This is a genomic window from Massilia sp. LXY-6, from assembly GCF_051233485.1.
Lineage (GTDB): Bacteria > Pseudomonadota > Gammaproteobacteria > Burkholderiales > Burkholderiaceae_D > Telluria.
This window is the reverse complement of record NZ_JBKFGF010000002.1, coordinates 49,364-64,489: the sequence shown is the minus strand read 5'-3', so window position 1 is coordinate 64,489 and position 15,126 is coordinate 49,364. Positions and strand designations below refer to the sequence as shown.

The window sequence follows — 15,126 nt, the reverse complement described above, 5'->3', positions numbered from 1 at the left end:
CTCGATGCCGGCTGAGCTCGATGCCGGCCGGCCTCAGTGCTTGCCGGCGCGCGCCACCGCACCGGAAGCGCCGGCGGTGCTGCCCAGGCTGCGGAACAGCTGCAGCGGGATGGCGTTCGCCATCGCCTGCATGCCGAGGTCGTTCGGATGCAGGTGGTCGCCGCTGTCGTAGGCCGGCAGCATGCGGGTCGGGTGGCTCGGATCGCGCACCGCACGGTCGAAGTCGATCACGCCGTCGAACTCGTCGCTGGAGCGGATCGAGTTATTCACGGCCTCGCGAATCTGCTCCTTCGCCGGCGTGTAGTAGCCGGGGAAGATCGTGCCCTCGAACGGCGTCAGGGTGGCGCCGTAGATCGCGATGCCCTTCTCGTGGGCGCGCGCGATCAGCTGGCGGTAGCCGGCAATCAGCTCGTCCGGCGTCGGTTCTTCCGAGATCGGGATGGTGCCGGTGCCCGGGTGGCCGATGTCGTTGATGCCGATCAGCACGACCAGGTAGCGCACGCCGGCGGTGGCCAGCACGTCGCGGTCGAAGCGCTCCAGCGCGGCGCGGCCGAACAGCGGCTGCTCGCCCGGGTCGCGCAGCAGGCGGTTGCCGCCGATGCCGCGGTTCACCACCCCGAGGCGGGCGCTCCAGGCGACCAGGCCGGCGGCCGGGCTCACGGCCTGCCTGCTGGCCTGCTTAGTTGCCTGCTTAGTTGCCTCCTTGTCGGCCTGCTTGCCGCCCTTGACAAGGCTGAGCGGCTCGCGCGCGGTCTGCAGGCGCAGGGCCAGCAGGTCGGGCCAGCGGTGGTTGGCGTCGATCATGGTGTTCGAACCGTCGGTGATCGAATCGCCCAGCGCCACGATGGCGGCGCCGCCCGGGGCGTTGACGTCGACCTCGGTCAGGAAGGGCCAGGAAGTGATGGTCCGGTCGGTCGGGAAGACCGCCGCGCCGGTGAAATTGCCGGGCAGCGAGACGTAGTTGGTCTGGAAGGCCGAGCCGTGGATGGTGGTGGCCTGCACGCTGCCCGGCAGGTGCAGGCTGATGGCCAGGTCGGACAGGGCCGGCACGTCGAGGTCGACCGGATCGGACAGCACCGGAGCGCCGGGCGGGACCGTGATCGAGCGACTGCCGCTGAAGCTCAGCGGGCGGTCGCTGCCGGCGACGATGGTAGCGCCGCCCTGGCGCAGCGCCACGTGGGCCTCGCCGATGCGCAGCGGCACCGCGCCGAAGGTATTCGAGATCCGGATCCGGACCTGATTTCCTCCGATACTGGTGTGTACGATCAGGCGCAGGGTCTGGTCATTGAAGGTCATCACCTGGTTGCTCAGCGGCGGCCCGGCAGGCCCCGTGCCCCAGGTGCCGACCCACTGTTCGGTGGTCCAGTCCGGCTGGGCGAAGGCCGGCAGCGACGGCAGCGCCATGCCGGCCAGTGCCAGCAGGCCTACGGCACATACACGGTGGACGAATGCGGAGATGGGCAGCGGATTGCGCTTCATGATGGCTCCTCGGTAACGTGATCGGACAGCCGCCGCAGCATCGCGCAAACGCGGGCTCGATGGCACGCTCCAATCTAGCCATCGATAGCGGGCACAACAAGACAGGTTCGACCTGAACCGTTGAGTTATATCGAGGAGTACGCCGGAATGCGATGCACTAAAGAACGACTAGCCCTGGCGCTTGACGAGTTCCCGCGGTGCCGCGGTGGCCTGTTCCTGGCGCAACAGCGCATCCAGGGCCTCGCGGTCGACCGTCTCCTTCTCCAGCAGCGCATGCGCGAGCGCGTCCAGCAGCTTGCGCCGCTCGCGCAGGGTCGCGCGCACGCGCTCGTGCGCCTCGTCCAGCAGGCGGGCGATGTCGGCATCGATCATGCGCGCGGTGCGCTCGCTGTACTCGCGGCGCTGGCCGGGCGGCATCGGGTACAGGGCACCGGGAGCCGTCTGCTCGAAAGCTGCCAGGCCCAGCCGCTCGCTCATGCCGTACTGCGTCACCATATGGCGCGCCAGGTCGGTCGCCATCTGCAGGTCGTTCTGGGCGCCGGTGGAGACGTCGCCGAACGCCAGTTCCTCCGCGACCCTGCCGCCCAGGTAGACGTCGATCCGGTCCAGCAATTCGCTCTTCTTGAGCAGGTAGCGGTCCTCGGTCGGCAGCTGCTGGGTGTAGCCGAGGGCGGCAATGCCGCGCGGGATGATCGAGACCTTGCCCACGCGGTCGGCATGCGGGCGGAATTCTGCCACCAGCGCATGTCCGGCCTCGTGCCAAGCGACGGTTTCCTTCTCGAGCGGGTTGATCAGGCGCGAGCGCTTTTCCATGCCGGCGATGACGCGGTCGACGGCTTCGTCGAAGTCGGCGCTGTCGACCCGCTCCTTGCCGCGGCGGGCCGCCAGCAACGCCGCCTCGTTGACCAGGTTGGCGAGGTCGGCGCCGGACAGGCCGGGGGTGCGCGCGGCGATGCGCGCCAGGTCGACGTCGTTCGCCAGCGTTACCTTGCGCGCGTGCACCTGCAGGATCTGCTGGCGCCCGCGCAGGTCGGGCCGGTCGAGGGCGACGTGACGGTCGAAGCGCCCGGGGCGCAGCAGGGCCGGATCGAGGATTTCGGGGCGGTTGGTGGCGGCCAGGATGATCACGCCCTTGCCGGTGTCGAAACCGTCCATCTCGACCAGCAGCTGGTTCAGGGTCTGCTCCTGCTCGTTGTAGCCGCCGACGGTACCGGCGATGCCGCGCGCGCGGCCCAGCGCGTCCAGTTCGTCGATGAAGATGATGCAGGGCGCCACCTTCTGGGCCTGGACGAACAGGTCGCGCACGCGCGCCGCGCCGACGCCGACGAACATCTCGACGAATTCCGAGCCGCTGATCGAAAAGAACGGTACCCCCGCCTCGCCCGCCACGGCCTTGGCCAGCAGGGTCTTGCCGGTGCCGGGCGCGCCGACGATCAGCACGCCTTTCGGGATGCGCCCGCCGAGGCGGTGGTAGCGCTGCGGGTTCTTCAGAAATTCGACGATCTCCATCAGCTCTTCCCGGGCCTCGTCGGCGCCGGCCACGTCGCCGAAGCTGACCCCGGTCCGGCTCTGCATGTGGACCCGGGCGCGGCTCTTGGCGATGTCGAACAGCCCGGCCGTCATGCCGCCACGCTTGAGCATGGTGCTCCAGAGCCAGAACAGCAGCAGGATCGGCAGCACCCAGGACAGCAGGCTCGACAGCCACTCGCTGTGTGCCTGGCCGCCGTAGCGCACCTTGGCCGCCTCGAGTTCCTTGGCCAGGTCGGGGTCCGTCACGCGCACCGTGGTGAAGGGACAGTTGCCGTCCGCGCCGCACTTGATCGCGCCGGCGCGCGCCTTCGGCAGCACGGCTTCGAGGCCGCTGTCCTTCAGGGTGCCGGAGACTGTCGTGTCGGAAACCGTGACTTCCTTCACCTGCCCGGCATGCAAGAGCTGCTTGAACTCGCTGTAGGCCAGCGGCGAAGTCGTCATCAGCTCGAACAGGGACTGGGACAGCATGAACAACAGCAGTCCGAACATCCAGTACCACAGAAAGGGCCGGATCGCCCCGCTTTTGTTGTCAGGTTTGTTGTCGGGCTTATTGTCAAGCTTGTCGTCGGCCTTGTTGTCGGCCTTGCTGTCCACACGCGTCCTCCCGTCGGCTGCCACGCCGCGTCATTCACACGTTGTTCTTCAGGATAGTCCTCGTTTTGATGTAAATCAAATCCGTGCGCCGCAAGCTCACAGCGTCTTGCGTACCTGGCGCACGGCCTCGGCGGCATCTTGCGCAATCTCGGCGATGTCCTTGCTGCGGCGGCGGTCCAACCACAGGACCAAGGCGCCGAGGACCCACCAGGCCGGCAGCCCGGCCAGCACCAGGAAGGGCGCGGCCACCAGCAGCACGCCGAGTTCGGCGGGCCCGCCGGCCAGCGCCGCGGCCTGCCCCGCCGAGGCGAACAATGCCGGCCACCAGCAATAGGCCGCAATCGCCAGGCACGGCCCGGCCACGGCGCAGGCCAGCAGCGTGCAGGCGAAGCGCGCGGCCGCCTCGCGCCCCGACTTCGGCCACAGGAACAGGAAGCCGAGGCCAGTCGCCGCCAGGCCGGCGGCAAACGGAACGGCGGCGAGCTTCAGGAACATGAGCGCGACCATGGCAATGTCTCCCATCGTTGATGTTTATCTTGAAAAGGTTTAGTATTTCGACACGAGTATAGAACTCTAAACTGACGTAAGTCAAGAACACTAAACCAATCGAGTTTAGGATGCTAAACATGAACACACTGACCGAACGCCTCAGCACCATTTATCGCGACCTCCCCCAGCTGGAAGGCGAGCGTGGCCAGACGGGGCTGGTGAAAGCGTCCGGCGCGTCGAAGAGCGTGGTCAACCAGTGGCTGACCGGGAAGATCAAGTCGATGGATATCCGCTATGCGCTGAACATCGAGCGCGAACTCGGCTTTTCCCATATCTGGCTGATGACCGGCGAAGGAGAACCGCGCGCGGCGCCGCTGCACGGGGTCAGGAACGCGATGCCGGTGCGCGCCGCGGCCAACGACGATGCCGACTTCGTCGAGATCCAGATGGTCAAACTGCGCCTGTCGGCCGGCATCACCGGTTTCCGGACCGAGCCGGAACGGCGCGACGGCGGCACCCTCGGCCTGCGCCGCTCCTGGATCGAGCGCCACCAACTGCGCCCGGAACACCTGATCGCCATCCTGGTCAAGGGCGAGAGCATGGAGCCCTCGCTGTACGAGGACGACATCGTGATCGTCAATACCCTCGACACCAAGCCCGTCGACGGCGCCGTGTATGCCTTCAACTACGAGGGCGAGGCGGTGGTCAAGCGCCTGGCGCGCGACGCCGGCCAGTGGTGGCTGACCTCGGACAATCCGGACCAGCGCAAGTACCACCGCAAGCTGTGCAAGGGCGCGGAATGCCTGGTGATCGGCCGCGTGGTGCGCAAGGAAAGCGACCGGATCTGACGTCCCCGGTTGATAGATGAAGATCCAGGTCGCGGTGACGGTGCTGAAGGGCGTGCGGGTGGCGGTGGCGTTCCCGCCGCCGGCCTGGGTCGTGCCCGGCATGGGCGACGCGCTGCTGGCGCGGCTGCAGCCGCACTTCCCCACCCTGCCGGTCATGCTGGCGTCGAGCCAGCCGCATGGGATACGCGCACATGCCGCGTTCCAGGCCCAGCGCCTGGTCGACGGCGAAGACCTGGACGGCCTGGCGCGGGTCGAGGTCGACCTGGACGCGCCGCCGGCGCTGCCGGAGGAGCCGCCGCCCTTCTAGTCCTGGATCAGAAGCGGTAGGACGCCCCCGCCAGCAGCGACGGCGTGCGCGCCGCGTCGTCGGACTGCGCCGCGCCGCCGCGGGTGCGCCAGGCCAGCATCAGGTTGGCGCTCCAGTGTTCGCCGGCATAGCGCAGGCCCAGGCCGGCGCCGGCCAGCGAGCGGTAATTCACGCCCTCCGTCCACGGCGATTTGTTGAGCGTGACCCGGCCGGCGTCGTAGAACGCGAACGGCACTACCGGCCCCATCGCGTAGCGCGCTTCGAGCTGGGCCAGCCAGCCGTTGTCGCCATAGCCTTCGCCGTTCGGATAGGCGCGCACGCCGTTCACGCCGCCCAGGCCCAGCTTCTCGGACGGATCGAGGTTGGCGCCGGCGCGCTGCACCGACATCCTGCCGTACAGGTCGATGCGCTGGTTCAGCGACTGGATGCGGGCCAGGTCGAAGTTCAGCTTCGAGAAGCCGCCCGCGGTGCGGGCGCTGGCATCGTTCAGCGCGCGCGACTCGCCGTCCAGGGCCAGGCTGCCGCGCACGAAGGACAGCGCGCCGTAGGTGATGCCGGCGTAGATGAACTGGTCGCGCATGTCGAAGGCGACGTTGACCGGGATGACGGTGCTCGACTTGTCGCTCCGGGTGGCGCTTGCGCCCTGGCGGTCGTGCAGCTTCTTGTGGTCCAGGCTCGCCGACAGCGTCAGGTTGCGCAGCTGCGAGCGCACCAGCGGATAGCTCAGGCCGAGACTGGCGACGTCCGCCGTGCCGCGCGCGCCGAGGGCCGCGAAGCTGCCCGCCAGCTCGTAGAAGGAATGGGTGTAGCTGGCCTTGCCGCGCAGCCCGCGGTGGCCCAGCGGCGCCGCGTACGCGAAGGAGCCGAACCACATGTGGTCTTCGGTGTACAGCGCCTGCACCGAGATCTGATCGCCCAGCATGAAGGGGCTGTCGGCATCCGCGCTCAGGTGGGCGCGCATGCGGCCGGTGGCATGGGTGCCGTAGTTGTCGAGCCCCGCCTCGCCCTTGTAGCGGTGGTCGCGCTGCACCTCGACCAGCAGGTCGCCGGTGCCGACTTCCTCGCCCGGCCGCACCAGCGGCACGGTGCGGTCGCCCGACTGGTCGTTCAGCAGCAGGGTCACGCGTTCGAGGTCGGCGCTCTCGATGATCGCTCCTTTGGGCAGCGCCGACAGGAAGCCCTCGGCGCCGCCGACGAAAGCCGGCTCGCCGTGCGCGCTCACCTTGCCGTAGCGGCCTTCCAGGATCTGCACCTTCAGCTCGCCGTTCGACATGTCCTGCTGCGGCAGGTAAGCGCGTGCGAACGGATAGCCGGCCTGCTGGTAGTAGGCGCTCAGGCGCGCGGCCAGGCTGCTCAAGCCGCCGAAATCGTAGGACTGGCCCTCGACCGGGCCGAGGGCAGCCAGCAGCACCGCGCTCGGGATGCGCGTGTTGCCGGTGATCGTCACGTGGCGCAGCACCACGCGCGGACCGCCGCTCTGCGGCATCTGCGCCGGCGGCGCGACCTGGACGGGATTGGCACCGCTTGGTGCGGGACGGGGCAGCGCCCGCGCGTTTTCCTGCAGCAGCGCGCCGCTGTCGGGCAGCTGCTGGGCCAGGACCGGCAGGCAGGCCGATACGCACAGGGCCATCGGCAGGAGGGAAAAATGTCGTTTCATGCTTCGCTTCATATTCGTTGGTGGCTTATTGCTCGCCAGCGTCCTTGCCCGCGGCCGGCATCCGGATGCCGCCGGAGACCACCAGCACATCGAGGAATTTCACATCGCGGCCGGCGCCCGGTGCCTGGGTCGACGACTGGCGGCGCTCGGTCGCGCTGACGCCAGTGGTCGGCTCCGCGGCGGGGGCGGCACCCTGCTCGGGGACCGCCAGGTAGCTCATGCCGCCCATCGCCGGCGCCTGCAGGACCGAGACGATGCCCTGGTTCTGAGGAGGAGCGATGGCGGCGGCGACGGCCGACGAGGTGGCCGCTGCCGGTGCCGGCGCCGGGACAGGCGCCGGAGTCGGAGTCGGCACCGGCGTCGGGGTCACGATTGACGCCGGGCGAATCGTGCCGCTGGCCGCCGCCATGCCCGGGAAGGCGTAATTGCCGGCATCGGTGCCGGACAGCGCCAGTCCGCTGACGTTCACGGCGATGCCCGTGCCGGGCGCCGCCTGGACGAACTGGGCGCTGGCGGTGCTGCCGTTCAGGCCGACGTTGTCGCTGACGAGGACGCCGACCAGGATACCCGGCGCGCTCAGGGTTGCGCCGGTGGTGCCGTCGGCGGTCTTGTCGGCGACCGTCGTGCCGCTCACCGCCAGCGCCTTGGGCGTGATGGTGGCGGTGGCGCTGCCCTGCCCCGCGATCGCATAGTTGGCGGCATCGCGGCCGGCATAGCTGCTGCTCAGGGCCACGGTCTTGCCGCTGCCGGCATTCTTGTCCGCGAAGCTGCCGCTGGCGCTGACGCGCACGTCGTCGCCTTGCACGAGGCCTTGCAGGCTCGCGCCGGCGGTCGATACGGCCGCCGTGGTGGAGCCGTCATAGATCTTGTCAAGGGCCGTGATGCCGGACACGCTCATGGCCTTCGGCTTGATGGAAGCGGTGGTGCTGGCCTGGCCGGTGATGCTGTAGTTGGCCGCGTCGGCACCGCCGACGCTGCTGTGCAGGGCCACGGTCTTGCCGCTGCCGGCGTTCTTGTCGGCGAAGGTGCCGGTCGCGCTCACGCGCACGTCATCGCCTTGCACGAGGCCTTGCAGGCTCGCGCCCGATGCCGACACGCTGGCCGAGGTGCTGCCGTCGTAGACCTTGTCCGCAGCGGCAATGCCCGACACGGTCAGGGCCTTCTGGCCGATCGAGCCAATCACACTGGCCGGCAGGGTCAGGCTGTAGTTGGACGCCAGGCCGCTGCCGTTGGACAGCGCGCCGCCGCTGACGGTCACGGTCTTGCCGGTGCCTGCGTTCTTGTCGGCGAAACTGCCGCTCAAGCCGCCGAGGGTCAGGGTTTCGTCGCCGACCAGGCCGGTCAGCGTGCCGCCCGTCAGCGTGGCCGCGGTGCTGCCGTCATAGGTCTTCGAAGCGGCGCCCAGGCCGGTGACGCTCAAGGCCTTCGGCGTGATGGAAGCGGTCGCGCTGGCCTGGCCCGTGATGGCGTAGTTGGGCGCATCGAGGCCGCCGAAGCTGCTGTTCAGCGTCACGGTCTTGCCCTTGCCCGCGTTCTGGTCGGCGAAGGCGCCGGTCGCGCTCACGCGCACGTCGTCGCCTTGCACGAGTCCTTGCAGGCTCGCGCCCGACGCCGACACGCTGGCCGAGGTGCTGCCGTCGTAGACCCTGTCCGCAGCGGTGATGCCCGATACAGTCAAGGCTTTCTGGCCGATCGACGCCACCACGCTCCCCGGCAGGGTCAGGCTGTAGTTCGAGGCCAGGCCGCTGCCGTTGGACAGCGTGCCGCCGCTGACGGCCACCGCCTTGTCGGTGCCCACGTTCTTGTCGGCGAAGGTACCGCTCAAGCCGCCGAGGGTCAGCGTTTCGTCGCCGACCAGGCCGGCGAGCGTACCGCCCGTCAGCGTGGCCGCGGTGCTGCCGTCATAGGTCTTCGATGCCGCGCCCAGGCCGCTAATGCTCAAGGCCTTCGGCGTGATGCCGGCGTTGGTGCCGGCCTGGCCCGTGATGGCATAGTTGGCCGCATCGAGGCCGCCGAAGCGGCTGCTCAGCGTCACGGTCTTGCCCTTGCCCGCGTTCTGGTCGGCGAAGGCGCCGCTGACGCTCACGCTCACGTCGTCGCCCGCGACCAGGCCATTGAGGACGGCCTTGGCCGCGTTCACGGTCGCTGCCGTCGTGCCGTCGTAGACCTTGTCGGAGGCCGTGATGCCGGACACACCCAAGGCCTTCGGCATGATGGCGCCGCTCAGGCCCGTCGGTTGGGAGAGGCTGTAGTTCGAGGCCAGGCCGGTGCCGTCGCTCAGCCCGATGCCGGTGACCGTCACGTTCTTCCCGCTGCCGGCGTTCTTGTCGGCGAAAGTCCCTACCGCGCCGAAGAAGCCGAGGGTTTCGCCGCCGACCAGGCCGCTGAGGCTGCCGCCGCTCAGGGGCGCCGACGTCGTGCCGTCATACATCTTGTCTGACACGCTCATGCCGGTGATGCTTAAAGCCTTCGGCGTGATGCTGGCCGTGGCGCTGGTCTGGCCGACGATGGCGTAGTTGGCCGCGTCAAGGCCGCCGGTGCTGCTGGTCAGGGCCACCGTCTTGCCGCTGCCCGCGTTCTGGTCGGCGAAGGCGCCGGTGGCGCTCACGCTCACGTCGTCGCCATGCACGAGACCGGTGAGGGTCGCGCCGGCGGTCGACACGGTGGCCGAGGTGGAGCCGTCATAGACTTTGTCGGCAGCCGTGATGCCAGACACTGCCAGGGTCTTCGGCGTGATGGAAGCGGTGGTGCTGGCCTGCCCGGTAATGCTGTAGTTGGCCGCATCAAGGCCGCCGATGCTGCTGTTCAGCGCCACGGTCTTGCCGCTGCCGGCGTTCTTGTCGGCGAAGGCGCCGGTCGCACGGACGCTCACGTCGTCGCCCGTGATCAGGCCTTGCAGGGTCACGCCGGACGCCAACACAGTGGCCGAGGTAGTGCCGTCGTAGACCTTGTCCGAGGCCGTGATGCCGGACACGCTCAATGCCTTCGGCGTGATGGACGCGGTGGTGCTGGCCTGGGCGGTGATGCTGTAGTTGGCCGCGTCAAGGCCGCCGGTGCTGCTGGTCAGGGCCACCGTCTTGCCGCTGCCCGCGTTCTTGTCGGCGAAGGCGCCGGTGGCGCCCACGCGCACGTCGTCGCCTTGCACGAGGCCTTGCAGGTTCGCGCCGGATGCCGACACGCTGGCCGAGGTGCTGCCGTCGTAGACCTTGTCCGACGCGGTGATGCCGGCCACGCTCAGCTTCTTCTGGTAAATCGAAGCGACCACGCTGCCCGGCAGGGTCAGGCTGTAATTGGACGCCAGGCCGGTACCGTCGGCCAGCGCGCCGCCGCTGACGGTCACGGTCTTGTTGGCGCCCGCGTTCTTGTCGGCGAAGCTGCCGCTCAAGCCGCCCAGGTTCAGGCTCTCGCCCTCGACCAGGCCGGCGAGCGTGCCGCCGGTCAGCGTGGCCGAGGCGGTCCCGTCATAAGTCTTCGAAGCGGCACCCAGGCCGCTAATGCTCAAGGCCTTCGGCGTGATGCTGGCCGTGGTGCTGGTCTGGCCGGCGATGCTGTAGTTGGCCGCGTCGAGGCCGCCGGTGCTGCTGGTGAGCGCCACGGTCTTGCCGCTGCCGGCGTTCTTGTCGGCGAAGGCACCGGTCGCACTCAAGTTCACCTTGTCGCCTTGCACGAGGCCCACGAGGCTCGCGCTGGCGGTCGACACGCTGGCCGAGGTGCTGCCGTCGTAGACCTTGTCGGAGGCTGTAATGCCCGACACGGTCAAGCCCTTCTGCCCGATCGAGCCCGTCACACTGGCCGGCAGGCTCAGACTGTAGTTGGACGCCAGGCCGGTACCGTCGGACAGCGCGCCGCCGCTGACGGTCACGGTCTTGTTGGCGCCCGCGTTCTTGTCGGCGAAGCTGCCGCTCAAGCCGCCCAGGTTCAGGCTCTCGCCCTCGACCAGGCCGGCGAGCGTGCCGCCGGTCAGCGTGGCCGAGGCGGTCCCGTCATAAGTCTTCGAAGCGGCGCCCAGGCCGCTAATGCTCAAGGCCTTCGGCGTGATGCTGGCCGTGGTGCTGGTCTGGCCGGTGATGCTGTAGTTGGCCGCGTCGAGGCCGCCGGTGCTGCTGGTGAGCGCCACGGTCTTGCCGCTGCCGGCGTTCTTGTCGGCGAAGCTGCCGCTGGCGCTCACGCTCACGGCGTCGCCGTGCACGAGGCCCGTGAAGGTCGCGCCGGCGGTCGACACGGTAGCCGAGGTAGTGCCGTCGTAGACCTTGTCGGCAGCCGTGATGCCGGACACGCTCAATGCCTTCGGCGTGATGGAAGCAGTGGTGCTGGCCTGCCCGGTGATGCTGTAGTTGGCCGCGTCGGCACCGCCGATGCTGCTGTTCAGCGCCACGGTCTTGCCGCTGCCGGCGTTCTTGTCGGCGAAGGCGCCGCTGGCGCTCACGCGCACGTCGTCGCCTTGCACGAGGCCCACGAGGCTCGCGCTGGAGGTCGACACGCTGGCCGAGGTGCTGCCGTCGTAGACCTTGTCGGAGGCTGTGATGCCCGACACGGTCAAGCCCTTCTGCCCGATCGAGCCCGTCACACTGGCCGGCAGGCTCAGGCTGTAGTTGGACGCCAGGCCGGTACCGTCGGACAGCGCGCCGCCGCTGACGGTCACGGTCTTGTTGACGCCCGCGTTCTTGTCGGCGAAGCTGCCGCTCAAGCCGCCCAGGTTCAGGCTCTCGCCCTCGACCAGGCCGGCGAGCGTGCCGCCGGTCAGCGTGGCCGAGGCGGTCCCGTCATAAGTCTTCGAAGCGGCACCCAGGCCGCTAATGCTCAAGGCCTTCGGCGTGATGCTGGCCGTGGTGCTGGTCTGGCCGGTGACGCTGTAGTTGCCCGCATCGAGGCCGCCGGTGCTGCTGGTGAGCGCCACGGTCTTGCCGTTGCCGGCATTCTTGTCGGCGAAGCTGCCGCTGGCGCTCACGCTCACGGCGTCGCCTTGCACGAGGCCCGTGAAGATCGCGCTGGCGGTCGACACGCTGGCCGAGGTGCTGCCGTCGTAGACCTTGTCGGAGGCGGTGATGCCGGACACGCTCAATGCCTTCGGCGTGATGGTGCCGGTCAGGCCGGTCGGCTGGGAGAAGGTGTAGTTCGAGGCCAGGCCGGTGCCGTCGCGCAGGCTGACGGCCGACAGCGTCACACCCTTGCCGGTGCCGGCGTTCTTGTCGGCGAAGGCGCCCGCCAGCGCGGAGATCCCGAGACTCTCGTTGCCGACCAGGCCGCTGAGGATGCCACCGCTCACGGTCGCCGCCAGCGTGCCGTCGTAGACCTTGTCGGCCACCGCCAGCCCGCCGATGCTCAGGGCTTTCGGCACGATCGACGCCGTATTGCCGCTGCTGGCCGCGTCCAGTCCAGGCAGGCGGTAGTTGCTGGCCAGGCCATTCGCACCGTCGGCGAGTGTGATCGCGTCGATGTACAGGGCCGAGGCGACGTTCGCGCTGTTGGCCGTCGCGCCGTTCACGCTCAGCTTTTCGCCGCTCACCAGGTTGCCGACCGTGACACCGCCCAGGCTCGTGTTGCCGTCATAGGTCTTGCTGGCGCTGAGGGTGACGGTGCGCGGGGTGATGCTCGCGGTGGCGCTGGCCGAATTCCCGGACAGCGTGTAGTTGCCCGCATCGAGGCCGCCCAGGGCGATGTTGCCGATGCTGACCGCATAGGTGCCGACGTCCTTGCCGGCGAAGTTGCCGCTGCCGCTGGCGGTGACGGCATCGCCGGCCACCAGGCCGGACAGGGTCACCGCCGCCGTCGTATTGCCGTCGTAGATCTTGTTCGCGGCGTTCGGTGTCAGCGTCTTCGGCGTGATCGTGTAGCTGCCAGTGCTGAAATAGCCGACCGCGTAGGTCGTCCCGCCGGACGTATAGCTGGACGCGTTGGCCGCGTTCGGGGTCAGGCTGTCATAGGCGCCGACGTTCTTGCCGGCGGTGTAGAAAATCGGCGCCGGGGCCAGGCTCGCGGCCGAAAAGCCGGTGGGCGCACCAAGGGTGGTGTAGGCGAGGCCGGTTGCCGTCGTGCTTCCGTCGTAGACCTTGGTGCCGCTGCCGCTCTGGATCATGTAGATCGGCTGGGTGGACGCGCTCACGGCCTGGTAGGTTGCGTACAGGTAGCTGTTGTTCGAGCCCGGCACCACCATCGTGCCGCAGTTCGCATACGGCGCCGAGCACTGGACCTGGGGAGACTGCGTGTACGCGGACAGCCGCGGTGCCCCGTTGATGTAGATGAGCCAGTTGCCGACCGACGGTCCCTGGAGCAGGATGCGGTTGCTGTTGCCGTTGGTGGCCAGGCCGACCGCGCCCACTTCCAGGTTGCCGGCCGTACTGCCGGGCGTGGCATTGACCGCGTTGATCAGCATCGTACCGCCGGTAGGCGAGCTGCCAACGGTCGTCACGGTGTTCGACAGTCCCTCGAACGACATGGCGAAGACGTGGTCGCTGCCATCGCTCCGGGCATTCACCAGCAGGTTGCCGGAACTGGACAGGATGACCGCGCTCGACTTGACGTAGACGCCGCCCATGACACCGGTGTAGCTGCCGCCTTTCGACGCTTGCGTGGAGCGGCCGCTGATGGTGATATTGCCGCCGTTCGACAGGATCGACTTGCCCGTGTCGACGGTGACGGCCGGGGCACCGTCGACGGTGTTGAGCGCGAAGCCGATGCCGCCGACCACATTGCCGCCGCCGATCACGATATTGCCGCCGTTCGACTTCAGGTTGCCGCTGACGACGACACCGCCGACGGTGGCCCCGGGAGCATTGGCCGAGGACAGGTTCAGGTTCAGCTTGCCGCTGGCGGAGGTGATGTCGCTGTTGACGAAGATGTTGCGGTCGGCCTGCAGGGTCAGGGTCGCATCGGCGCCGGCGGTTTTCGCGATCCGGCTGGCGACCGTGATGTCGCCGCTGCCGGTGGCGGTGGCGCCGCCCTTGGCCGGCTCGCTCACCTGGGTGCTCACCGTCACGCTGGTGCCCTGGTTGAGGGAATTCACGATGGTCGATGCCGAGGCGGCATCGATCGTGTAGTCGTACGGGTCGATCAGCCATGCGCCGCCAGTCCCATGCGCGGCGCCGGCGTTGACGACCAGGCCCGCGGCGGTGTCGACGTGGGCGGCCGAGGTCTCGATGGCGCCGCCGTTGCCGCCCTTCGGCGCGCTGGCGTCGAGCGTGCCGCCGGCGTGCAGGGTGCCGGACTGCATGTCGCCGAGCAGCAGGATCTTGCCCTGCTCGCCGCTCGCCAGCGTGCGCGCCTGGACGATGCCGCTGTTGTTGATGACCGAGCCGCTCAATTCGCTCGCGGATTTCGCCGTCATCAGTACGGTGCCGCCGTCGGCGCGGATCGCACCGCCGTTCTCGACCAGCGCGTCGAGCGCGCCCTTTTGCACCTGCAGCTTGACCGCGCCGCCGAAGTCGACCAGCACCTCGCTGCCGGCGCCCAGCAGCACATTGCCGCTGTCGGCGGCGAGCTGGCCGGTGTTGGAGACCTTTGCCGCGACCAGGGCGATGTTGCCGCCGGCGGCCGCGTTGATGCTGCCCTGGTTCTCGACCGCCTTGGCGCTGCTGCCCGCCAGATGGTAGCGCCCGGCGAGGAAGTCGTCATTACTCATCGACAGGGTCGAGGCCAGCAGGCCGCCGACGTTGACCTGGGCTGTCGGCGCGAACAGGACGCCGTTCGGATTGATCAGGAATACGTGGCCGTTGGCCTTGAGCGCGCCCTGGATCAGGGACGGATCGGCGCCGAGCACCCGGTTCAGCGCCACCGAGGTGCTCGACGGCTGCACGAAGTTGACGGTATGGCTTTGTCCGACCGAGAAGCCGGTCCAGTCGAGCGCCGCCTTGGCGCTGGTCTGGTTCACCGTCATGCCCTGGCCGGCATACTGGATCGAGGCCTGGCCGGCCACCACACGGCCGCCGGTCGGCAGCGGATCGGCGGCGAGCGCCGCGCCGCCGGCCGCAGCCAGCGCCAGCACGGCGGCCTGGCGGCGCTTGCGCGAACGGGTGGAGGACGCTTTCGTCCTTCCCGACGCACATTCCGAAACAACCTGCCACATGCCCATGCATGCGTTCCAGACAATCCTGTAAATGTGATTCATGCCGACCCTGCTCATATCCGTTTCAAATGGGTAGGCAGTGTAGGATATTTCCTACGCGAATTAAAAATACTTTAAGGAAAAAACAAGGATTAGTCTGATATCCGCAACGAAAAATGAC

Annotated in this window: 7 protein-coding genes; 2 read left to right on the top strand and 5 right to left on the bottom strand. The window is 68.6% G+C overall.

Features of this window, described 5'->3' with window-relative positions:
- Positions 1-33: 33 nt before the first annotated feature.
- The 3 genes from ACI48D_RS01280 to ACI48D_RS01270 all read right to left on the bottom strand — a co-directional run bounded on the left by ACI48D_RS01280 (position 34) and on the right by ACI48D_RS01270 (position 4,110).
- Positions 34-1,479, bottom strand: coding sequence for an SGNH/GDSL hydrolase family protein (locus tag ACI48D_RS01280; protein WP_435569396.1), 1,446 nt, complete (start codon positions 1,477-1,479; stop codon positions 34-36).
- 168 nt (positions 1,480-1,647) lie between these two features.
- Positions 1,648-3,498, bottom strand: coding sequence for an ATP-dependent zinc metalloprotease FtsH (ftsH, locus tag ACI48D_RS01275; protein WP_435569456.1), 1,851 nt, complete (start codon positions 3,496-3,498; stop codon positions 1,648-1,650).
- Between the two features lie 201 nt (positions 3,499-3,699).
- The gene (locus tag ACI48D_RS01270) at positions 3,700-4,110 is read right to left on the bottom strand and encodes a hypothetical protein (RefSeq protein ID WP_435569395.1); all 411 of its coding nucleotides are present in this window, start codon (positions 4,108-4,110) and stop codon (positions 3,700-3,702) included.
- A 119-nt stretch (positions 4,111-4,229) separates the two neighbouring features.
- On the opposite strand from ACI48D_RS01270, the gene ACI48D_RS01265 reads away from it, so the two are divergent.
- Both ACI48D_RS01265 and ACI48D_RS01260 read left to right on the top strand, forming a co-directional pair.
- On the top strand, positions 4,230-4,940 hold the full coding sequence (locus tag ACI48D_RS01265) for a LexA family transcriptional regulator (RefSeq protein WP_435569394.1): 711 nt from the start codon (positions 4,230-4,232) through the stop codon (positions 4,938-4,940).
- A 16-nt stretch (positions 4,941-4,956) separates the two neighbouring features.
- Entirely contained in the window at positions 4,957-5,247 is a 291-nt protein-coding gene (locus ACI48D_RS01260) for a hypothetical protein (RefSeq protein ID WP_435569393.1), read from the top strand.
- A gap of 7 nt (positions 5,248-5,254) precedes the next feature.
- Here the strand turns inward: ACI48D_RS01260 and ACI48D_RS01255 are convergent, their stop codons facing one another.
- Both ACI48D_RS01255 and ACI48D_RS01250 read right to left on the bottom strand, forming a co-directional pair.
- A complete protein-coding gene (locus ACI48D_RS01255) occupies positions 5,255-6,904 on the bottom strand; it encodes a ShlB/FhaC/HecB family hemolysin secretion/activation protein (RefSeq protein WP_435569392.1) in 1,650 nt (549 codons plus the stop codon).
- A 25-nt stretch (positions 6,905-6,929) separates the two neighbouring features.
- Positions 6,930-15,008, bottom strand: a complete 8,079-nt coding sequence (locus ACI48D_RS01250) for a YDG domain-containing protein (protein ID WP_435569391.1) — start codon at positions 15,006-15,008, stop codon at positions 6,930-6,932.
- Positions 15,009-15,126: the final 118 nt, after the last annotated feature.

Excerpts from the sequence above, each read along its gene's own strand:
- ACI48D_RS01255 (WP_435569392.1), bottom strand. The coding sequence starts at position 6,904 with ATGAAACGACATTTTTCCCTCCTGCCGATGGCCCTGTGCGTATCGGCC.
- ftsH (WP_435569456.1), bottom strand. The coding sequence starts at position 3,498 with ATGTTCGGACTGCTGTTGTTCATGCTGTCCCAGTCCCTGTTCGAGCTG.
- ACI48D_RS01250 (WP_435569391.1), bottom strand. The coding sequence starts at position 15,008 with ATGAATCACATTTACAGGATTGTCTGGAACGCATGCATGGGCATGTGG.
- ACI48D_RS01280 (WP_435569396.1), bottom strand. The coding sequence starts at position 1,479 with ATGAAGCGCAATCCGCTGCCCATCTCCGCATTCGTCCACCGTGTATGT.
- ACI48D_RS01260 (WP_435569393.1), top strand. The coding sequence starts at position 4,957 with ATGAAGATCCAGGTCGCGGTGACGGTGCTGAAGGGCGTGCGGGTGGCG.
- ACI48D_RS01265 (WP_435569394.1), top strand. The coding sequence starts at position 4,230 with ATGAACACACTGACCGAACGCCTCAGCACCATTTATCGCGACCTCCCC.
- ACI48D_RS01270 (WP_435569395.1), bottom strand. The coding sequence starts at position 4,110 with ATGGTCGCGCTCATGTTCCTGAAGCTCGCCGCCGTTCCGTTTGCCGCC.